This window comes from Alkalicoccobacillus murimartini, from assembly GCF_030813245.1.
In the GTDB taxonomy this organism is placed as follows: Bacteria; Bacillota; Bacilli; order Bacillales; family Bacillaceae_D; genus Alkalicoccobacillus; species Alkalicoccobacillus murimartini.
Window position 1 is genome coordinate 176,770 of the sequence record NZ_JAUSUA010000006.1, and the last position, 17,797, is coordinate 194,566.

Genomic DNA, 17,797 nt, shown 5'->3' on the forward strand with positions numbered 1-17,797 from the left:
TCTGATAGTATTTATTGTAAGCGATTTCATTAAAAGTGAAAAGGATGATGGGAAATGTCTATCAAGCAGAAGAATCCAGTTAGCGTTAATGATGTCTTTTGGAACCGATACATCGATCTAGTGAAAGATAAAGTCATTCCGTATCAATGGGAGGCTTTGAACGACCGGGTGGAAGGAGCTGCTCCAAGTCATGCGATTAAGAACTTTAAGATTGCAGCAGGTGATGCAGAAGGTGAATTTCATGGGTTTGTTTTTCAGGATAGTGACGTTGCAAAATGGATCGAAGCGGTAGGCTATGCGTTAGAAGAGCGTCCGGATCAACAGCTAGAAGAGACGTGTGATGAATTGATTCAACTTGTGAGTAGAGCGCAGCAGCCAGATGGCTATCTTAATACCTATTACACGATAAAAGAACCGGGGAAAAGATGGACGAATTTACGTGATAACCACGAATTATATGTAGGAGGACACTTTATAGAAGCCGCTGTTGCCTATTACGAAGCGACAGGAAAGCGAAAACTATTAGATGTCATGTGTCGCTTTGTTGACTATGTTGATACTGTATTTGGACCAGAGCCAGGCAAGTTACGAGGATATGACGGACATCAGGAAATCGAACTTGCTCTATTAAAGCTGTTCCGTGTGACAAAAGAAGAGCGTTATTTAAGACTGTGTCAATTTTTTATCGACACGCGTGGTGAACAGCCACATTTTTTCAATCAAGAAGCCGAGAATCGTGGAGAGAAAAGCCATCGCTGGTTTCATGATAGCTATAGCTATTCCCAGTCTCATCTTCCTGTCAGAGAACAAAAAGAGGCTGCTGGGCACGCTGTTCGTGCTGTGTATATGTATACTGCAATGGCTGATTTAGCAAAAGAGTTAAACGATCAGAGCCTAGTAAAAACATGCGAAACCCTTTGGACAAATGTGACGCAACGACAACTATATATTACGGCTGGAATTGGTTCAGCAGAATTTGGTGAAGCCTTCAGCTTTGATTATGATCTTCCAAATGATCTTGCATATACGGAAACCTGCGCATCCATTGGTTTGGTATTCTGGGCTCAGAAAATGCTCGAACTAACACCAAATGGTCAATATGCAGATATTATTGAGCGAGCGCTATATAACGGAACAATTAGTGGCATTCAGTTGGATGGAACTAAGTTCTTCTATGTCAATCCTTTAGAGGTATGGCCAAAGGCTGCAAACCATCGTCATGATTACAAGCATGTGAAGTCAGAACGTCAGCCATGGTTTGGATGCGCGTGCTGTCCTCCTAACATAGCAAGATTAATTGCATCCGTTGGTAAGTACGTTTACTCGGGAAAAGACAATATAGGATTTGTCCACCTATACATTGGAAGTGAAACGGTCTTACAGCTGGGGGAGAAGAAGGTTGAAATCAAGCAAACATCCGACTTTCCTTGGAATGGAGATGTTACCTTCGATGTCAGCCTCGAGAGCTCTAGTTCATTCACGTTAGCTTTTCGGATTCCAGGTTGGGCTCATTCGTATGAGCTATGGATTAATGGTAAGGAAGCGGGGTCACAACTTGATAATGGATATGCCTACGTCACTCGAAATTGGGAGAGTGGAGATCAAGTGAAGCTATCCATTCCAATGCAGGTCGAAATTCTGCAGGCGCATCCAGAATTAAGAGTAAACGCAGGAAAAGTGGCCTTACAGCGTGGACCCGTTGTTTATTGTTTAGAGGAAGAAGACAATGGATCAAACCTTCCTGATTTAGCTATTCAGACTGATCAACCCATAGAGGCTTCATTTGATGAAACATTACTCCAGGGAGTGATGGTGCTTGAGGGAAAAGCCGTTCGATCGGAGGTTGCAGAAGGTCTAGAGAGCCAGCTCTACATGGTGGAAGGCTCCGTCACAAGAAAGGAAACCTCGTTTCAAGCTGTTCCTTATTATGCATGGGCTAACCGAAAGACAGGTGAGATGGCTGTTTGGATTCGAAAAGGTGAGTAAATAAAGGGAGGGATTTGATGAAGCGTTTACGGTAGGCATCCAGGAATTGAGGTAGTCATATATTTTGGTGAAGCATCGGTGAAAGATACGCCGATGCTTTTTACGTATGCGAAACAGTAGAATTGGACAATTTAATAAGGCGTGTTCGACATAATTCGATAGTATCTGCGAGCAAACATACGAACCGTCTATGCCAGTATAAGCAGTTCACCTTACATGGACAGAATACATACTTTTATCATCTTATTACACGATTGTTTGAAATCGGTATTAAACGTATAGTAAGCAGAGTGAATAGTCGGAAGTAACGGATGAACAATCAGAAGGAGCGGTCAGTCTTGAATTATCGTCGTATTGTATCAGTTGGTTTTGTTTCAGTATTAGCATTAACAGCATGTTCTGGTTCAAATGAAAGTGGAGAAACGGATCAGCAAATTGATGAAATTATGGGTGTAGACCCTGGTGCTGGTGTCATGATGAACACAGAAGAAGCAATTAAGGAATATGGATTGGATATCAATTTACAGCCGAGTTCGGACCCTGCTATGACAGCTGCATTGGGTGATGCCTATGATAACGAAGAACCTATCATTGTGACGGCTTCATACCCACATTGGATCTTTCTGGCTTATGACCTGAAATATTTAGATGATCCAAAGGGTGTCTATGGTGAAACAGAGAACATCCATACCTTTGCTCGGAATGGACTTGAAGAAGATGCACCAGAAGCATTTGCAGTGCTAGATCAATTTTATTGGGAGCCAGAAGACATTGGGGCTGTTATGCTTGATGTCTTTGAAGGAATGGATCCAACTGAAGCAGCTTCGAGCTGGGTAGAAGAGCATCAGGATAAAGTATCTGAGTGGACAGAAGGTGTCGATGAGGTATCAGGTGGTGACATTTCACTTTCTTATGTTGCCTGGGATTCTGAGACAGCATCTACGCATGTCATCGGACAAGTACTCGAGAATATTGGATACACAGTTGAATTAACACAGCTTGAGCCAGCGTTTATGTGGGCATCTGTTGATACAGGTGATGCAGATGCGATGGTTGGTGCTTGGTTACCTAAGACCCACGGATCATACTATGAGGATTATAAAGACAACATTGTCGATCTCGGTACAAATTTAGAAGGCGCTCGAATTGGATTGGCCGTGCCTGAATATGTAGATATTGATTCAATAGAAGATCTGAAATAAATAGCTGAAAATAAGAGTCGTCTCCATAGTTGGAGACGGCTTTTTGTGTGGGAAAGGGGGTGAATAGTATTTGAGGGGAGCAGAAATCAGTAAAGGGGAGCGGGGATCAGTAAAGAGGAGTTGGAATCAGCAAAGAGGAGCGGAAATCAGTAAAGAGTAGTGGATATCAATAAAGAGGAGCAAATATCATCAAACAGGGCTAAAAATCTACAATAAAAATGCTGAACGAAGGTACGAGTAAAATACATAGAACAGAGGAATGAAGAAATAAGTATAGAAAGAGTACTAAGAGCCATTCAGATGTTCAAGGGACTCATGAATTTCATTTAGAAAATCTGTCAGAAGCACATTGCATTCGGCGAAATGATTCTACCATTCAAGAGGAGGCGTACACAATGGAAGGAAAGCTTATTTTTCAATTTGTTCCTGTTCAAGACCTCGCAAAAGCAGTTGAGCTGTATCGTGATACTCTTGGTTTTTCGGAGGCATGGCGTGTAGGAGATGGGACGGTGGCATTTTTACTCCCGGAAACGGAAGTGAAATTAATGGTCGAACAAGTGGAGCACGGAAGTCGAGATGCTGCTGGGCCGGTTTTTCTTGTTCCTTCGGTTAATCAGGTTTTCAACAAATATAAAGATCACTTAACATTTTTAGGAGAACCAGCTGATACGCCAGATGGACTCTGGTTACGTGCTCTTGACCAATCAGGGAACGGAATCTATTTTACAGATGAATCGAAGGCAAAAGCAGAGCCAACAAGTATTCACGTTTCTTAAAAAAGGAGATAACATCGAATGAATCTAGTGGACCTTCCAAATAATATAGGAAATCCAGCACGGAGAGCATTAAAAGAAGTTGGATACACACGCTTGGAGCAGTTAACCGACATCTCAGAGCGAGAACTGCTTGCTCTTCATGGAGTAGGACCAAAGGCGGTTCGAATTCTCCGGGAAGCCTTACAAGAGAAAGGTCTTATCTTTGCAAATAAAAAATGAGCGGTTCGCATACAAATAAAATGAATGGATTAGAACACACGAGTAAATACTAAATGGAGGTGTTTGTGCGATAGGAATGACAAAGAAAAGGGTGTAGTCATGAGAACGTCAAAAATTGCTTTTTTATCGGTTATGAGTAACACATTTGTTGTGGCGATAAAAATTGTGGTTGGTCTTATCACTGGTTCAGTGGCTGTACTCTCAGAGGCCATTCATTCTTCATTAGATCTAATGGCTTCATTAATTGCGTTCTTTTCTGTACGTATCTCAAAAAAACCAGCTGACTCCGTTCATCCATATGGACATGGTAAAGTAGAAAATGTTTCGGGGACCATAGAAACCATCTTGATTTTTGTGGCCGGTATTTGGATTATTTACGAATGTGTTCATAAGATTATGCATCCTGAGCCACTTCAGCTGCCAATGCTAGGTGTCGTTGTGATGGTTGTCGGTGCGACAATTAACTTCATTGTCTCTAAAGTGGTACGTAAGGAAGCTGATCGAGTTCACTCCGTGGCGATGAAATCAAATGCACTTCACCTTCTAACAGATGTGTATACGTCTTTAGGGGTTGCAGTGAGCTTACTGCTTGTTTCACTTACAGGTTGGTATATTCTTGATTCCATCATTGGGATGGTCCTTGCTATCTATATTATGATAGAAGCGTTCAAATTAATGAAAGAAACCTTCCCACCTTTAATCGATTCCCGCCTTGCTGAACATGAAGAAGCAGGGGTCCTTGCTATCATTGAATCCTTTAATCAAGAATATATTGAAGTTCATGATTTCAGAACTAGACGATCTGGGCCACAGGAATACATCGATTTTCATTTAGTTGTTGCGTCTGACACTAAAATTGGAGATGTGCATGATCTGTGCGATCGTATGGAAGAGAAAATAGAAAAAGAATTTCCACGTGCAGAAGTATTTATTCATCCTGAGCCAGAGGATGAGGTACAGAATAATAAGTAGAAGCACGATCAAACTAGGAGTTAAACCTTCTAGTTTTTTTGTGTTGAAGAAGTACTATGCTTGGTGCATAGTACAAATTTAGATCTATAATGTTTCCTTCTTGCCATCAATGGGAACAGTACATTATAGACATGAGCTTAGATAGAATATAAGCACAAAAGTTAAGAAATAGTAGGCGCTGAAAATCCATATAGAGACAAAACAAACTAGTTTTATGGTAGAGGGATGGTTGAAATGAAATCGAAAAAGAGTAATTATCTAGGAATCTGGATCTTGTTTGCAATAGGCGGGGGATTCATTACAGGTGCGGTTGGTACTGGTGTTCTTTTTATCGTTCAAGCTATTTGGCCGGATGGATTAGTCGCTGATCTATCCATTGGAACGACATTTCTAGTTACGGTTCTACCAGGTATCGTCGGCTCATTCTACTGGTCGTATTTCTATATTAAAAAGAAGAAGAATGAGACTAAGCATTTGGAAGACCATATTCCGGAAAACGAGAGCAAGATCGATTAGAATAGTCAAAGACATCTGCTGGAAGGCGGGTGTCTTTTTTTGTGAGTGTGAGGATATCTTACGTTAAATGTTTATAAGATCAGATCCAAGAGGTAAAATACAATAATGGAGGTGCTTTCATCATTGAATATAGAAATAAAAGAAGTGACATCTACTGAAGCCTATATAAAAGAATTAGCGATGATCCTCCAAGATACAGTGAATGCAGGAGCATCTATTGGTTTTTTATCACCTATGCAGCTTGAAGAGGCTGAACAATATTGGAAACAGCTTCAAATAGATGAACATAAAATATTGTTACTGGCGTTTATAGATCATGAATTAGCCGGAACAGTTCATCTGGATTTAGTGAATAAACCAAATGGCTGGCATCGAGCAGAGATTTGTAAATTAATAGTCAACCCAAAGTTAAGAAGAGCGGGTGTGGGTAGAGCGCTAATGAAGGAAATAGAAAAAACAGCAATCAAAAAAAATCGATCTTTACTCGTATTAGATACACGAGAAGGGGACCCATCAAACCGATTATATCGAAGTATAGGCTATATTCAAGCAGGGGCAATTCCTAATTTCGCAAGTAATTCTGATGGGGCACTTGAGACCACCAATTTATACTATAAGATTATTGGGTAGAGAAATTTTGATTAGATGAAGAAACCAACGCTGAATCCAGTGTTGGTTTTTTTTGAAGGATTTTGACACTGAGTATGGAACACAGTTAGAAGTAGGAGGTTATACATATGATTCAAAGTTGTGAATGTTGTTACCCTGAGAGGGAGCCAGATCAGACGGTGATCCTGAGCAATACTAGCTGTATGTTTCTACAATTGAAGTCTGCTCAACATGATGGGGAGCCACTTGAAGGAGCAGGAATCATTGTGCCAAGAGCACATAGAGAAACGGTCTTTGATCTAACTGAAAGAGAATGGCAAGATACATATTCCTTACTTCAGGAAGTAAAAGGTTGGATAGATAATCGGTATCAACCTGAAGGGTATAACATTGGTTGGAATTGCGGGAGTGTGGCTGGACAGCATGTTTTTCACGCTCATATGCATGTTTTACCAAGATACAAAGATGAACCCCTTGCAGGTAAGGGAATTCGTTACTTATTCAAGAGCTCAGATAATAGCAGGAAATGAAAGGATGGTAACGTGTGAAAAAGATAGGTGTTTGCTCATGCCTTACTGGGGATGCAAGAAAGCAAGTTCTTGAGTACTAGCACCTGTTCGAAAAGGATTTTAATTCAACCGGCGTTCAATCCTTTGCTCATCCTAATATTGGATTTCAGGGTGGAATGTGTAGTGATCTGAATCAGCTAAAGAAAGGTCTGCATGATCTTACAAAATCTTTGAGGGCAGTAGACATTGAAACAGGTCTTCTTCATTCTTTTGGTCATTCAACAATTTATCTGGAAGTGATGAAATCCTTAGAATTAGCTGCCCTTCATAAACATGTACACCAATTTTTGAAAAGTACATGCGAGGAAGTTTTTCATTTATATGAACCAAGTAATTGGGTGCCACATATTACATTAGCCATGGAAGATTTAGATGAATCTCAGTTTCAAGCATTTATGAAGACGTATAAGTCTGATCAAGTTCAATTACATCAGACGCTTACATCGCTAACATTAGTTGAGTACACTGCAGATGGACAGATCCAAGTGATTGAAGATTTTGCGTTTGGTCAATAAAAAGATGAAGAGGTGAACGATGTATGAAAGTACTAATCATGCAGCCTAAACTTGAAAAAACAATTTCTCAGCCTAGGAGGTAACGCAATGATTAGAGACGCTGAATTAGTGGACTCACACTCAGTAGCTACCTTGTGTTTACAAATGGGTTATCAATTAGATGAAAAAATAGCGACAGAACGATTATCAATGTTGATCAAAGCAAAGAGTGATGGGATCTTTGTCTACCAATCGACAGAAGGAAAAATCTTAGGCTGGGCGCATGTGCTTGGAAAACATTTAATCGAATTAGAGTATGCGGAGATTGGAGGGTTAGTTGTAGATAGTCAAGAGAGAAGAAAAGGAATTGGTCAACAACTAATGAAAAAATGTGAAGAATGGGCGAGGAAACATGGGTATTCAGAGATTAGACTTCGTTCTGGTGGACAACGAAAAGAGGCGCATCAATTTTATAACCAGATAGGCTACGAGAACATAAACTGGCAGCAGGTCTTTAGGAAAAAGATAGGGGGGTAGACTGTGGGAATGATGAATGACGATCAAGCTAAGCAGCATGGGATTTATACGAAACATGAGACGATGGGAAATGGAGAGAGGCGATTCAGGCTATTACATGAGGATGGAAGCTCGTACTGTCGTACTGAGTCTACACAGGGTGCTTGGCAGAATAGTCACTTTCATAAAGGGATAACGGAACTATATGTTGTTCAAAAAGGCTGGATTGCTTTTGCAGAATTAACTACTGAGGATAAAGTGCAGATCAGGATACTCAATCAAGGTAAAGATGTAAAGGTAAAGCCATTCCTTGCTCACAACATCTATATGTCAGCAGATAGCGTGATTCATACGATTAAGTACGGTTCCAGTGACATAGCTACTGATTGGTTTGCTTCCCCTAAGCTAGATGAGCATACACGGTACTTAGAATCTATGGATCTAATAAGATGGCAAGAGTAGATGAATTAAGGGTAAGGAGGGGAATAATTGAAGGTCCAATTACAATCAAAACATATAGGTTTGTGTGAATTTAAAGAGTCAGATTGGGAGCAAGTACATGATTATGCAAGCCAAAAAAAAGTTTGTCAATATCAAACGTGGGGCCCGAACTCAATAGAAGACTCAAAAGCATTTGTTAAGCAAATTGTATGTGACTCTTTAAAGCACCCACGACATAGATATGCCTTTGCTATAGTGGATACAAGCACTCAGACCTGTATAGGATGTGCAGAACTATTAATACGCGATCGTACGAATAAGAGTGGCGAAATCGCTTATATTGTTCACCCGAACTATTGGGGACAGGGTATCGCAACGGAGGCTGCAAAGCTTTTACTTGAGCTTGGTTATGAAGAACTAAAGCTTCACCGGATTTTTGCCAAATGTGATCCTAGAAATCAAGCATCTGCCAAAGTGATGGAGAAGATCGGAATGATTCAAGAGGGAAGATTACGTGAAAATCTTCTGCTCAAGGATGGAACATGGAGGGATTCATGGCTTTATAGCATGTTAGAGCAGGAATACAAAGGGGAGTCCGTTCATGGAGATTAGAAGCTATGTATCTAGTGATGAGGTTAGTTGGGTTAGGTGCCGTGTACTATCTTTTCTAGATACCGCCTACTACGATAACGTTCTAACTCAAAAGGAAACGTACAATAATCCCTCGATCGAATTGGTGGCAATAGAAAATAACCAAGTGGTTGGTCTAATCGATATTGAATATGATACAAGTGAACAAAAGGTCTGTTCTCATACGAAGAAAACAGGAGGTATGATTTGGCATATTGCTACACATCCTGATTATCAGAGAATGGGTGTAGGCAGTCAGCTTCTAGTTGAAGCAGAGAAATTAGCGGCAAAGCTGGGTATAAACTATTTTGAGGCATGGACTCGAGATGATGAATGGGTCCGTGCCTGGTACAGAAAATCTGAATTTACCATAACAGATGCCTATTACCATGTGTATTTTGAAGGGCATGCTGAAGTTAAACGGGTGATGAAGGGTTTTGAATCAAACTTTACACCAGAGATTATTTTTGCTCATTATAATGGTGATGATCCGTCAGCAATAGAAAAGAAAAGTAATAGAATCCATGAATGTGTTTGTTTTATCAAAAATTTAAAGGTGACCAGATGATGAATGCCCCCTGCCTTAAATAGTGGCAGGGCTGAATGTGTTGGAGATGGCATGTTTCATATTGTAATTATTGTAATCATGCATAAGGAGTTAGTTCCTTAACAAACGTGTGAATCGCTTTTGTAACGTCCTCTGGGTTATCTCGATTTGTTAAATGATCAGCATGTTTAATAGGTTGAAAGAGTGAATGAGGTATTGATGTAGATAAGATCTGTTGCTGTCTGGCTACCATTTTGTCTTGCTCCCCATGGAGTATAAGTGTTGGGCACTTAATGTGATGAAGCTGCTCTCGACTTTCCATTTTAAGATTTCCAGCCCAATGGCGAAGGAACTTTGATTTAGTCATCTGCTGAAAGCTTTTTTTAATGTATGCTTTATTTCCTCGGTTTACCTTCGACATCACAGAAGCAGTAATGCTAGCTGTCCACATATATGGGAGTAAACGAAGAGATAATAAACTAAATGGAGCTGCATATTTTTCGAACCAATTAAATTGATTCGTATAAGGTGTGCCAATTTATATGAGTCCTCGAATCTTCTCCGGATAAAATAAAGCCGTTTGTAAAGAAATATGTCCACCCATCGATAAGCCGCATAAGACTACGCTCTTAAGCTGAAGGTAGTCTATAAGACTATGTAAATCCCTACTAAAATCGCGGGGATCAACAGGACCAGGTGGCAAAGTCGAATGACCGTGTCCACGAGCATCCCAGGTAATGATTTGATAGAAAGAAGATAATGCATTCACTTGCGGTTCCCACTGCTCATGGTTCATCGAATGTCCATGAGTGAAAATGAGAGGTGGACCTTCTCCTTTTATTTCATAGTACAAATCTACTCCATTTAAAGTTACTACAGGCATAAAAAACTCCTTTATAATAATTTATGAAATATAAAATCAAGAAAAGTTCATAAATATAGAATACAAGATGCGCACTTTCTTTACAATTAGTTTTGAACTAATTTTATTTAATAAGTATATAAATTTTAGTATGCTTAAGAGGAGGTGGATTGTATGAACGGATTTGAAAAGCGAAAAGCGCGTAAGAAAGAAACCATCTGGCGAACCGCATTGCAATTATTTATGAAAAATGGGATGCGTAAGGTGAGTATGAAAGAAATTGCGGAAGAGGCAAATGTATCTCAGGTAACGATATATAACTACTTTGGCAGTAAGGAAGACTTAAGCCTATACGTTTTAGAATCATACATGGATGAGCAGTATCAAGTTTTTATGGAGCTTGTACTGTCCGAGCTCCCATTTATGGAGAAGGTGGAATGGTTTTTCTCTAAAAAAGATAAGGCATTTGATAGTATGAATCTGTCGTTTTTAGACTCATTTGTTTCAAGTGATCCTGAAATGGCTAACATTCTTCAAGCATATGAAAAGAAAATTACACCGTTAATGGTGCAGTTTATTAAGCAAGGACAAGAAAAGGGATATTTTAATCAATCACTTTCTGTTGAGACACTGCTTTTTTACATTCAATTGTTCAGCAGTCAGGCTATGAAAAATCTAGAGCAATTGCCTGATGGGGAAGAAAAAAGACGTGTGTATAAGGAACTTTTAGTTGTGTTTTTTGATGGGGTTAGAGGGAAGGAATGAACATAGGTTGATCATGAACCATGCTTAAAGGTGAGGGGAAACGAACTGTGAGCAAGAGGATAAGCAGTGAAATCAAGATGAAAAGAGACGTATCAAGAGGTTGAGGGCATCGATCAAGACCATATTGAATGGGGGCGGTTTATTATGTTTGAGATTAGAACCTTACAGGCAGATGAGCATTCATTTTTACTAGAGATGCTGTATGAATCCATTTTTATAGATGAATCAAAGAAACCACCATTAAATGAGCTGCTCTATTCAAGCGATATGCTGAAATACCATACGAATTGGGGCAGAGCTGGAGATCGGGCACTACTTGCTGTAAATAGTGAGGGGGAACGTATCGGTGCTGTGTGGTTTAGACTGCTTCAAGAAGCAGAACGAGGGTATGGGTATGTCGATGATTATACACCTGAGCTTGGCCTTGCTGTGAATAAAGCAGGAAGAGGTCAAGGTATGGGGAGATCATTAATGCTGGCCATTTTAAAACAAGCAAAAGAGGATGGCTATCATAGGCTTTCTTTAAGTGTTGACCCTAGTAATTCGGAGGCAGTGAATCTTTATAAAAGCTTAGGATTCGTGGAGGTTGGGATAGAAGGAACGTCTATTACAATGGTCACTGAATTGGATGAAAGTGAGTTTATACAACAAATTCGTGAGCTGGAGGAAAGCCACTTACGTCCTGATGTTCGTGTGTCGTCCGAAAAGCTAGGATTCATTTTAGCTGATGATTTTGTTGAAATAGGCAGTTCAGGTAGAATGTACAACAAAAAAGAGTGTTTAACGGATGGTGTGTTCTTAGATGAGATGAGCATACATGAATTTAATTTACGACGTTTATCTGTAAATGCCGTTTTAACAACGTATCGTATAGATAATAAGACTAAAAACAGTCAGACTCTTCGCAGCTCGATATGGAAGCATATTGATGGGAGATGGCAGCTGTATTTTCATCAGGGGACGGTAAAGAATACATAGAGAGAGTAGGGAGTTTGGAATCTGTAAGTGGAGCAAGCGGGTCTTACTAAGAGGATTGCAGCTGTAACCAATACGGGTATAGATTCACCAAGAGGCAGAGCCCGTTATCAAGAGAGATCTATCTAAAACTAAGATGGACATAAATTTGCCAAGAGCCGAAGAGCGACACCAAGAGTTCCCCTGGTTTCATCAAGGGGAAAGTCAGCTTTACCAAGAGAGCGAAGTGTTCAGGCTAGGTCAAAAAGGGTAAGAAATAAAAATGGACATGTTTATTAACCGAATTGTATTTTTTGAGGATTTAGTAAGAGGAAACACAAAGGAATCACGACGGTTGAAAATGTACCAAGAACCCTAAAAAAACTGGCGAAATGAGCTTGAGCCCATTCCGCCAGTTTTTCTATATATTGAGACTTACGAAACGGCCTCTTTCCTAATTCTCTGTATCAGCAGATTTCTTCTCCATTTGCTTAGATGGCCAGAATGCCCACTTTCCAAGTAAGCTGGTAATGGCAGGTACAAGCAATGGTCGAACGATAAAGGTGTCAAGCAGCACACCAATGGCTGTGATCAATCCGAACTGAACGAGAACTTGGATTGGGAGAGTCGTTAAGACGGCGAATGTTCCAGCTAAGATTACGCCTGCTGAGGTAATTACGCCTCCACTTTGACCAACACCTTCACGAATCGCAGGTTTTAGTGGAAGTTTGCGTTTCTTCTCCCAGATGTTTGAGATCATAAAGATATTGTAATCTTCACCAAGTGCAGCAATAAACACAAACGCGTAGATTGGGATTAATGCCGAAATGGATGGTACATCAAATCCGTAGTGCAGAATAACCCAACCAAGTCCTAATGCACTGGTATAGGATACTAAAACCGTTCCAACTAGATAAATCATAGCTGTAATTGAACGTAGATAAATCAACAATAGAATAGAGATAATCACAACGACCAGTGCAATGATTTTAAATTCATCTGTTTCAATAATGCTACGTTGATCCACTTGCTCGGCCGTTTGACCGCCTATCCACACTTCGTTAAGGTTGTATTGATCTTTGAGATCAGCAACATTTGCTTGAATCGCCTCTAAATCATCCATCGCTTCATTGCTATATGGGTTTTCAGTTAATTCCAATTGATACATAACAAGATGGTCGTCTACTTCGCTGACCTCAGGTTCTTCAACGTTATAAACTCCACCGAGTTCACCTAGTTCCTCAGTTAAATCTACATCCTCTCCACCCGTATCAAAAACAACTTGTACAGGTGCTAAATCACCAGATCCAAAAGCGTCACTGATGAGAGCGAAACCTTCACGAGATGGTGTATCTTCTGGAAAAGAAGATAACGTATCATAGGAGTATTGAACTTGAGTCACAAATAGTGAGCTACCCACTAATAATACAAGTGTAATGACAATCGTACGAATTGGTTTTTGAGCAGCGAAATCACCAATTCGATGCCAAAAGCGAGATTGCTTATGAATTTTCACTTTCTTATTCTTTTTCTTCGCTCTCTTATGCTCCATCTCCTCGGTTCTTGGTACAAATGGATAGAAAGCCATACGCCCAATCATACTTAGAAGAGCAGGAACAAGAGTAATGGACGAAATCATCATCACAAAGATGGATAAACCAAATGGAACAGCAAAATTATGGATGGTACCATACTGTGAAATGAGTAAAGCCATTAAAGCTGATACGACGGTCAGTCCACTAATTCCAATCACACCTGCTGTATCAGTAAGAGCAAGCCTTATCGCTTTTAGTCGATTCTGTTCTTCATATAAAAATAATCGGAATCTTGCTATCAGAAATAGACAGTAATCAGTTCCGGCCCCAAATAAAAGCACGGTCATAATCGCTATCCCTTGAGAGTCATACGAGATAATACCTGACTTTGCCATCCAGCCTAATATTGGAGTAGCTACCGCATACGCTGCGCCTACTGCAAGTAACGGAATAAATGGAAGGATAGGAGAACGATAAATTAATAGTAAAAAGACAAGCACTAGGACCACGGTTCCAATTAAAAGTGATACATCGGCATTTTCAAATAATTCCGTAGCATCAACACTAATTCCTGCAGGCCCAGTTACACGAGCAACTAACTCATCTGAGTCCAGTGAACTCTCAAATGGATTTTCATTGAGCTGGTCATTTACTCGTTCTGTTAATTGAGTTAACCCTTCTTTTGTTTCATCAGATGATACATTACTTTGAAACAAAATGGTTTGTATAAAGGTAGTTCCATCTTCAGAAATCATCTCCTGCAAAGCAGGGTACGGAATATCCTGATAAGGAACAACGGCTTCCTGAGCATTGAGCTCGTCTTCTGTCAGACTTGCAGAGAGCTCCTGAATGGCTGCAAGGTCTTCTTCCTGGATACCATCTTCACGGTACCATGTAATTAAACCAGGTAGCCCATCACTACTTGGAAAATACTCTTGCATAATATCTGCAGCTATAATGGAAGGCTGATCATCTGGTAGAGGTTCAGTCGTGTCATCTGTGTAATCCCCAGAGGCGGGCAATAACAGCTGTAAAGCTACAATTAGCGCTACCCATATACCAAGCGTAATCCATCGACCTTTTTTGCCGACAATAGCTCTTGATGCTTGCGTGATGAAATTTTTCATATGATCTCCTTTAAAAGTATAATAGATTGCTTATCAATCGATAAGTTCGAGGCAAAAAAAGAATCTACAAGGGTTATACCATGTTAGAGACGACTTATCAATTGATAAGTTTTCTGAAGGATTGAAAGCATCATTTCCAAGGGAATGAATGATGTACATTGAAAAATCTTCTTTAAATAAGAGTTGATGGTCGCTACTTTCTTGCGAGAATGTTCATTTTATTTCAACAAGATGAGAACTTTTGTTAAAAATACTTAATGTAATGTCATATGAATGTGTATAATAAGTAATTAGTACCTCATTCATGAGGTGAATATGGATGTAATCAGAAAGTAGGTGATTTGATGGTGGAGAGGCCGTAGTTAAATATGTTCAGGTGAATAGATTAACAGCAGGTTCTTTAGACTTTAAATCATTTACGGAGGTGAATCCCTTACATTAAGGGAACTTATTGGAGATTGCAACGATTATTAATTTACTTGGTGTGGCAGCTTTGATTGCCTTAACCGCTTTTTTTGTTGCTTCTGAATTTGCTATTGTTAAAGTTCGGAGCACACAGCTTGAACCTCACATTGAAGGTGGGAGCAAACGAGCTCTTGCAGCCAAAAGAGTTGTATCTAATTTAGATGAATATTTATCAGCTTGCCAACTAGGGATAACGATTACGGCACTAGGTATTGGACGTTTAGCTGAGCCTACATTTGAACGAATGCTACATCCAATCATTGGAGAATTGGCTATTAGTGAAGGCTTAGTTACCACTATTTCTATTGTCATTTCTTTTGGTATTGCAACGTTTTTGCACGTTGTTATTGGGGAGCTTGCTCCAAAAACACTGGCTATCCAAAAAGCGGAGCAAGTGACGCTTTGGATTTCACGACCATTGATTTGGTTTTATCGCTTGTTGTATCCATTTATTTGGGTATTAAACGGATCTGCGCGTCTTTTGACAAAAGCAGTGGGATTACATTCAATGAGTGAGCATGAAGTGACCCATAGTGAGGAAGAATTGCGATTAATTCTTTCAGATAGCTATAAAAGTGGAGAAATTAATTTATCGGAATTTAATTATGTTAGCAAAATCTTTGATTTTGATGAACGAGTTGCAAAAGAAATTATGGTACCAAGACCAGAGATGGTCACCATTTCTGTAGATGATCCTATAGAAGATATTATTAAAGTGATCCGTTCAGAGAAGTATACTCGTTATCCTGTAGTAAACGGAGATAAAGACCATATACTTGGCATTATAAATGTTCGTGAACTGTTATCAAATATAGTCGTTGACCAAACAAAAGAACTGTCCATTGAAGAGTTCATTCGTCCTGTTTTTTCTGTAATTGAATCCGTTCCAATCAAAGATGTTTTGGTTGTTATGCAGAAAAATCAAAACCATATGGCCATCTTATTTGATGAATATGGTGGAACAGCGGGGCTTCTTACAATGGAGGATATCATTGAAGAAATTGTCGGTGAAATCAATGATGAATTTGATGAAGAAGAAGAACCAGATGTCATTCAACTAGATGACGATTACTATCGAATCAGCGGCCAAACCATGATTACTGAAGTGAACGAGCTGCTTCAGATGAACATTGAGGAAGAGGATGCTGATACGATAGGTGGCTGGATGTTAACTCAGAAATATGATGTAAAAGAAGAGGAAGAGCTATTCTTTGATCAATATTCATTTAAAATAAATGAGTTTGAAGGGCATCAAGTTAAAACCATTGATGTGTACCTTACACCAGTGGATGAAGATAAGATTGACGAAGAATAATAGAAGTTGCCGTATCCATTGAGGGTGCGGCTTTTTTTATTTGCCGTGACGAGATCCTGAGCAGAAATTTGGACATAGAAATCAGCTAAGCTGTATAGTAGTGAAAATTGGTAAAGATACGTGATAAAAAATACGAAGAAATAAGGAGTTTTAATTATGAGTAAAATAAAAGATCAAGAATTCTTATTTCACCCAGTTGCTCTAGGCAATGTCATTGTACCAACACGGATTGCGATGGCACCTATGACAAGGGCTTTTTCTCCGAATGGAGTGCCTGATGAGAACGTTGCTGCCTATTATCGTAGAAGAGCTGAACATGGAGTTGGGTTAATTATTACAGAAGGAACGGCGATTAATCATCCATCGGCTGTAAGTCATCAGGATATTCCACGTTTTCACGGAGAAGACGCACTTGCAGGATGGAAGCATGTAGTTGATGAAGTTCACGAGGCTGGTGGTTTGATCATTCCGCAAATCTGGCATGTTGGTGGCGCCCGTAAAATAGGTGAACTACCTAATGAAAAGGCATTGCCTGTTAGTCCTTCTGGGCTTGACTTAGCTGGAAATAAAGTGACGGATCCGTTAACGGAAGAAGAGATCAAGCAGATCATTGCTGCGTATGCGCAAGCTGCATCGGATGCCAAAAAAGTTGGATTTGATGGAATAGAGCTACATGGAGCGCATGGCTACTTAATCGATCAATTTCTTTGGGAGAAAACCAACAAACGAACGGATAAATACGGTGGCGATTTAGTCGGACGTACCACATTTGCTCAAGAAGTGATAAAAGCTTGTCGAGAAGCTGTAGGACCAGATTTTCTAATTGTTTTCCGTTATTCTCAATGGAAGCTCGGAGATTATGGAGCAAAACTCGCGCATAACTCTGAAGAGCTTAAACAGCTACTGGCACCATTATCAGAAGCAGGTGTTGATGTATTTCATGCATCGACAAGACGTTTCTGGGAGCCTGAGTTTGCAGAGGAATCCGATTCATGGAATCTGGCAGCTTGGACTAAACAAGTAACAGGAAAACCTACGATCACAGTCGGTTCTTTAGGCTTGGATCATGCATTTAGAGATGAAAATGGAGCAGCTAATGAAACATCGATATCTGAGAATATTGAGAAACTCATTTCAAAAATGCAGCAGGATGAGTTTGATTTAGTGGCAGTTGGTCGTGCGCTCTTAGCAGATCCAGAATGGGCTTCAAAGCTTAAGGATGGAGAATTGGAGAAAGCTGTACCGTACTCCCAAGAGTCAACAAAAACATTGTCATAATATGAAAAAGCAGTTCACC

20 protein-coding genes are annotated in these 17,797 nt (G+C 39.9%); 17 read left to right on the forward strand and 3 right to left on the reverse strand.

The features are described from left to right. Window positions 1–54: 54 nt before the first annotated feature. From J2S05_RS17455 to J2S05_RS17515, 13 genes are all read left to right on the forward strand, one after another. Entirely contained in the window at window positions 55–1,986 is a 1,932-nt protein-coding gene (locus J2S05_RS17455; protein WP_306985065.1) for a glycoside hydrolase family 127 protein, read from the forward strand. A 338-nt stretch (window positions 1,987–2,324) separates the two neighbouring features. Further along, on the forward strand, window positions 2,325–3,188 hold the full coding sequence (locus J2S05_RS17460; protein ID WP_306985067.1) for a glycine betaine ABC transporter substrate-binding protein: 864 nt from the start codon (window positions 2,325–2,327) through the stop codon (window positions 3,186–3,188). 395 nt (window positions 3,189–3,583) lie between these two features. Next, entirely contained in the window at window positions 3,584–3,964 is a 381-nt protein-coding gene (locus J2S05_RS17465; RefSeq protein WP_306985069.1) for a VOC family protein, read from the forward strand. Between the two features lie 18 nt (window positions 3,965–3,982). Next, window positions 3,983–4,183, forward strand: a complete 201-nt coding sequence (locus J2S05_RS17470; RefSeq protein ID WP_306985071.1) for a helix-hairpin-helix domain-containing protein — start codon at window positions 3,983–3,985, stop codon at window positions 4,181–4,183. A 99-nt stretch (window positions 4,184–4,282) separates the two neighbouring features. After that, window positions 4,283–5,155 carry a cation diffusion facilitator family transporter gene (locus J2S05_RS17475; RefSeq protein ID WP_306985073.1) on the forward strand — a complete coding sequence of 291 codons (873 nt, stop codon included), beginning with the start codon at window positions 4,283–4,285 and terminating at the stop codon, window positions 5,153–5,155. 234 nt (window positions 5,156–5,389) lie between these two features. Further along, window positions 5,390–5,671 carry a hypothetical protein gene (locus J2S05_RS17480; RefSeq protein ID WP_306985075.1) on the forward strand — a complete coding sequence of 94 codons (282 nt, stop codon included), beginning with the start codon at window positions 5,390–5,392 and terminating at the stop codon, window positions 5,669–5,671. 180 nt (window positions 5,672–5,851) lie between these two features. Continuing rightward, the gene (locus tag J2S05_RS17485) at window positions 5,852–6,301 is read left to right on the forward strand and encodes a GNAT family N-acetyltransferase (RefSeq protein ID WP_306985225.1); all 450 of its coding nucleotides are present in this window, start codon (window positions 5,852–5,854) and stop codon (window positions 6,299–6,301) included. A 107-nt stretch (window positions 6,302–6,408) separates the two neighbouring features. After that, window positions 6,409–6,810: an HIT family protein gene (locus J2S05_RS17490; protein ID WP_306985077.1), complete on the forward strand. Its 402-nt coding sequence runs from the start codon at window positions 6,409–6,411 to the stop codon at window positions 6,808–6,810. Window positions 6,811–6,965: 155 nt separating this feature from the next. After that, the gene (locus tag J2S05_RS17495; protein ID WP_306985079.1) at window positions 6,966–7,364 is read left to right on the forward strand and encodes a 2'-5' RNA ligase family protein; all 399 of its coding nucleotides are present in this window, start codon (window positions 6,966–6,968) and stop codon (window positions 7,362–7,364) included. A gap of 87 nt (window positions 7,365–7,451) precedes the next feature. Next, window positions 7,452–7,880, forward strand: coding sequence for a GNAT family N-acetyltransferase (locus J2S05_RS17500; protein ID WP_306985081.1), 429 nt, complete (start codon window positions 7,452–7,454; stop codon window positions 7,878–7,880). A 3-nt stretch (window positions 7,881–7,883) separates the two neighbouring features. Next, entirely contained in the window at window positions 7,884–8,321 is a 438-nt protein-coding gene (locus J2S05_RS17505) for a hypothetical protein (protein WP_306985083.1), read from the forward strand. A 27-nt stretch (window positions 8,322–8,348) separates the two neighbouring features. Continuing rightward, window positions 8,349–8,912 carry a GNAT family N-acetyltransferase gene (locus J2S05_RS17510; RefSeq protein ID WP_306985085.1) on the forward strand — a complete coding sequence of 188 codons (564 nt, stop codon included), beginning with the start codon at window positions 8,349–8,351 and terminating at the stop codon, window positions 8,910–8,912. Beyond that, the gene (locus tag J2S05_RS17515) at window positions 8,902–9,498 is read left to right on the forward strand and encodes a GNAT family N-acetyltransferase (RefSeq protein ID WP_306985087.1); all 597 of its coding nucleotides are present in this window, start codon (window positions 8,902–8,904) and stop codon (window positions 9,496–9,498) included. Before J2S05_RS17510 ends, J2S05_RS17515 begins: the two co-directional genes overlap by 11 nt. Before the next feature lie 76 nt (window positions 9,499–9,574). Here J2S05_RS17515 and J2S05_RS17520 read toward each other — a convergent pair whose 3' ends face one another. Next, window positions 9,575–9,844 (reverse strand): alpha/beta fold hydrolase, encoded by a 270-nt coding sequence (locus J2S05_RS17520; protein WP_306985089.1) that lies wholly within the window; start codon window positions 9,842–9,844, stop codon window positions 9,575–9,577. A gap of 171 nt (window positions 9,845–10,015) precedes the next feature. Next, complete coding sequence (locus J2S05_RS17525; protein ID WP_306985091.1) at window positions 10,016–10,360, reverse strand: alpha/beta fold hydrolase; 345 nt, start codon at window positions 10,358–10,360, stop codon at window positions 10,016–10,018. A 153-nt stretch (window positions 10,361–10,513) separates the two neighbouring features. On the opposite strand from J2S05_RS17525, the gene J2S05_RS17530 reads away from it, so the two are divergent. Together J2S05_RS17530 and J2S05_RS17535 are read left to right on the forward strand one after the other, a co-directional pair. Further along, window positions 10,514–11,104, forward strand: coding sequence for a TetR/AcrR family transcriptional regulator (locus tag J2S05_RS17530; RefSeq protein ID WP_306985092.1), 591 nt, complete (start codon window positions 10,514–10,516; stop codon window positions 11,102–11,104). A 144-nt stretch (window positions 11,105–11,248) separates the two neighbouring features. Continuing rightward, entirely contained in the window at window positions 11,249–12,082 is an 834-nt protein-coding gene (locus tag J2S05_RS17535) for a GNAT family N-acetyltransferase (protein ID WP_306985095.1), read from the forward strand. A 430-nt stretch (window positions 12,083–12,512) separates the two neighbouring features. On the opposite strand, the gene J2S05_RS17540 is transcribed toward J2S05_RS17535, so the two are convergent. Beyond that, window positions 12,513–14,720 carry an MMPL family transporter gene (locus tag J2S05_RS17540; RefSeq protein WP_306985097.1) on the reverse strand — a complete coding sequence of 736 codons (2,208 nt, stop codon included), beginning with the start codon at window positions 14,718–14,720 and terminating at the stop codon, window positions 12,513–12,515. A 451-nt stretch (window positions 14,721–15,171) separates the two neighbouring features. Here J2S05_RS17540 and J2S05_RS17545 point away from each other — a divergent pair, with 451 nt between their 5' ends. Both J2S05_RS17545 and J2S05_RS17550 read left to right on the forward strand, forming a co-directional pair. Then, on the forward strand, window positions 15,172–16,500 hold the full coding sequence (locus J2S05_RS17545; protein ID WP_306985099.1) for a hemolysin family protein: 1,329 nt from the start codon (window positions 15,172–15,174) through the stop codon (window positions 16,498–16,500). A gap of 156 nt (window positions 16,501–16,656) precedes the next feature. Next, entirely contained in the window at window positions 16,657–17,778 is a 1,122-nt protein-coding gene (locus tag J2S05_RS17550; RefSeq protein ID WP_306985101.1) for an NADH:flavin oxidoreductase, read from the forward strand. The last annotated feature ends 19 nt before the right edge of the window (window positions 17,779–17,797 follow it).